Source organism: Rhodoferax sp., assembly GCF_028689305.1.
Taxonomy (GTDB): domain Bacteria; phylum Pseudomonadota; class Gammaproteobacteria; order Burkholderiales; family Burkholderiaceae_C; genus Rhodoferax.
The window spans coordinates 43,443-46,095 of the sequence record NZ_JAQTWM010000023.1; the positions used below are offsets into that span (position 1 = coordinate 43,443).

Here is a 2,653-nt window from a genome sequence, read left to right on the forward strand (position 1 = left end):
CCTGACACGCAGAACGCCCTTGCCCCTGCGCGTGTGGCGTAATCTGTGCGCTGCACCCTTGTCACCCCGGCAGATGGAGGTCGCCTTCTGGATGGCGATCGGTGGCAGCCGTGAAGCGGCGCGCGCGCGCCTGTCGATCAGCGAGGCGGTGCTGCGTGACTGCGTGAAAGCGGTCTATGAAAAACTCGGCTGCTCTTCCCAGACCGACCTGATGGCGACCCTGCGCCAGGCCTAGCTTCGGTACAACAGCCAACCAATACACCCACAAAAATCCCCCCATCCAAGGGGGTGGCGGTAGCACCGATTCGCTTCTACCATCGCGCCTCTCATCAAAAGTGAACATTTCTGGTGACCAGGATCACCCGATCCCGGCGCCTGGAACAGGAGATTGCTGTGCGTGTGATGACAAGACTGGGCGTGATCGTGGTCCTGCTGGCCGCGGCGGGGGTGCAGGCCGCCGCCGACAAGGCCTGCCTGCTCGAAGGCAGCCTCAAAATTGGCAACCAGGTGGTGAACATCAAGGACTGCATGGTCAACAAGGGCGTTGACAAGACACGTTTCCAGGACACCTGCAAAGGCATCGCTGACATCGGGGCCGGTCTGGGCGCGCCGCCCAAAGTCAGTTATCTGGATGCCTGTCCGCCCAGTCCACAAGGCGTGTGTGAAGGCCTGTTCGGCCAACCGGTGGATGCCTACTACTACAAACGCAGCGCCAGTGATCTGGCTGACGCCAAATCAGGTTGCCTGGGACAAGGCGGGAAGTGGCGCTGATGTCAAGATGTCATAGGCAACGTTGTCTGACTGCCGTTCTTCTTGCCGGACTGTGTGTTTCCGGGGCCGCTGCCCATCCGCTGGACCTGTCCGGACGGCCGCGCAACAGCCTCACCGGACAGTTCACCTGGGAGTTGCAGCTGGCCAACGGCATGACCGCACGCTGGAAAACCACCGATGGTCGTGCCGGCGCTGTGCAGGAAGGTGAATCGACCTGGTTCAGGGGCGCCAAGACATTGGGCAGCCGGCGTCTGGACATGGTCGTGGCCAGTTATGGCCTGCTGGTCACGGTGGAGCGAAGTGAGGCAGAAAAGCGGGCGGCCTCCATGGCGAAAGACGACGTGCCCGGACTCGACGCTGCCCATGCGCAACTCAATGCCAAGCTCGACGAGATGACGGCGACATGTCAGCACCTGCCCGAGCCGCAACAGCTTGCCTGCAACATGGCATTCAACGCGCCGGTAGAGGCCCTGACCAAGAAGATCTACGATCTGGAAGATGCCGCCCGGACCAGGGCCGACAAAATCGGCGCCGTGTGCACGGTCCTGAAGCTGAAAGTGCGCGACGGCATCGTCAGTGGCCAGGCCGACTACTGCGCTGGCGAGCCCAACGTGGTCGTGACGGGAACGGTACGGCCCCTCGGCTCCCGGTGATCACCAGCCTGGACAGATCTGAACCAACATGATTCCCAACCTGTTGCTGGAGGAACTCGGTGTTCCGTTTGAGCGCGTCAGGCCAGACCGCGCCGACGCGGCTCACAAGGCCCCGGCCTACCTGCGCCTGAGCGCCAACAAGGTCCTGCCGACACTGACTGCGGGTGACCTGGCACGGTACAAAACCGTCGCGATCTGCCTGCACCTGTGTGATGCCCATCCGAAAATGAAGCTGGCACCCGCCATGGGTTCGATCGAACGTGGCCACTTTTACAAGCGGCTGGTGTGGCTGAACAACTCGCTGCAAGATACCTTGCTGGTTTACTTCCACCCCGAGCGCTGGCACAACGATGACACCACCGACGCCGAGGTCAAGGCGCTTGCCCGGGACAAGGTCGGGGAATTGCTGGACCAGCTTGACACCGAGCTGGCACGCCACGGCGGCCCCTGGTTCATGGGCCGCAACTTCAGTGCGCTGGACCCCTATGTCTTCACGCTGTGCCGCTGGACGCGTGGCCTCAGCAGCCGCCCGGCACGTGCCCGCCCGCATCTGGGTCCGTACCTGCAGCGCATGGCGGCGCGTCCGGCCACCCAGCAGGCCATGCGCAAGGAATACTTGATCCCGCCTCGGACCTGAGCCGCCGCACAACCGTCTCGCTTCAGATCAGATTACGCATCGCCCGCGCCGTCTCCTGCAGCACCGGCAACACGCGGGCCACGGCATCTTCGCGGGTTTCGTGACCCATGGGCATGGTGACGTTCAGTGCCCCGACCAGCTCACCCCGGCGGTCCATCAGGGGCACGGCCACACCACGGTAGATCAGCTCCAGCTGCTGCTCCGATACCGCCCAGCCTTGCTGGCGGATGCGGGCCAGCTCCAGCCGCAAACGGTCTTTGCTGGCGATGGTGTAGGAGGTGTAGGTCTTGAGCTCATGGTGCTGCAGCCAGTTGTCCAGCCACTCGGGTGCGCGCATCGACAACATCAACATGCCTGCCGCCGTGACTTGCGCTGGCACGCGTGAGCCCAGCACAAAGCCGGTGTTCATGCTGCGGTTGGAGCCGTTGCGGGCAATGTAGACAATGTCTTCGCCGTCGAGCACGCTCACATAGGCAATCTCCTGGGTGCCTGCGGTCACGCGCTGCAAAAACGGCTGCACGATGCGGGGCAGCCGGGCCGACTCCAGGTAGGACTGTCCCAGCCGCAACACCCGTGGTGTCAGCCAGAACAG

At 63.3% G+C, this 2,653-nt stretch carries 5 protein-coding genes; 4 read left to right on the top strand and 1 reads right to left on the bottom strand.

The features are described 5' to 3' along the window. The 4 genes from PHW99_RS07145 to PHW99_RS07160 all read left to right on the top strand — a co-directional run. Window positions 1-235 (top strand): LuxR C-terminal-related transcriptional regulator (locus tag PHW99_RS07145; protein ID WP_300175169.1); only part of this gene is annotated, 235 nt, incomplete at its 5' end. A 158-nt stretch (window positions 236-393) separates the two neighbouring features. After that, window positions 394-771: a hypothetical protein gene (locus tag PHW99_RS07150; RefSeq protein ID WP_300175171.1), complete on the top strand. Its 378-nt coding sequence runs from the start codon at window positions 394-396 to the stop codon at window positions 769-771. Further along, window positions 771-1,424 carry a hypothetical protein gene (locus PHW99_RS07155; protein ID WP_300175173.1) on the top strand — a complete coding sequence of 218 codons (654 nt, stop codon included), beginning with the start codon at window positions 771-773 and terminating at the stop codon, window positions 1,422-1,424. The genes PHW99_RS07150 and PHW99_RS07155 overlap by 1 nt, the downstream gene beginning before the upstream one ends. 28 nt (window positions 1,425-1,452) lie before the next feature. Beyond that, the gene (locus PHW99_RS07160) at window positions 1,453-2,061 is read left to right on the top strand and encodes a glutathione binding-like protein (RefSeq protein ID WP_300175175.1); all 609 of its coding nucleotides are present in this window, start codon (window positions 1,453-1,455) and stop codon (window positions 2,059-2,061) included. A 22-nt stretch (window positions 2,062-2,083) separates the two neighbouring features. Here PHW99_RS07160 and PHW99_RS07165 read toward each other — a convergent pair. Next, window positions 2,084-2,653, bottom strand: a 570-nt coding sequence (locus tag PHW99_RS07165) for an IclR family transcriptional regulator C-terminal domain-containing protein (protein ID WP_300175177.1), incomplete at its 5' end; no start/stop codon positions are given.

What these genes read in the sequence shown, in the direction of transcription:
- PHW99_RS07155 (WP_300175173.1), top strand. Translation starts at nt 771, where the DNA reads ATGTCAAGATGTCATAGGCAACGTTGTCTGACTGCCGTTCTTCTTGCC.
- PHW99_RS07160 (WP_300175175.1), top strand. Translation starts at nt 1,453, where the DNA reads ATGATTCCCAACCTGTTGCTGGAGGAACTCGGTGTTCCGTTTGAGCGC.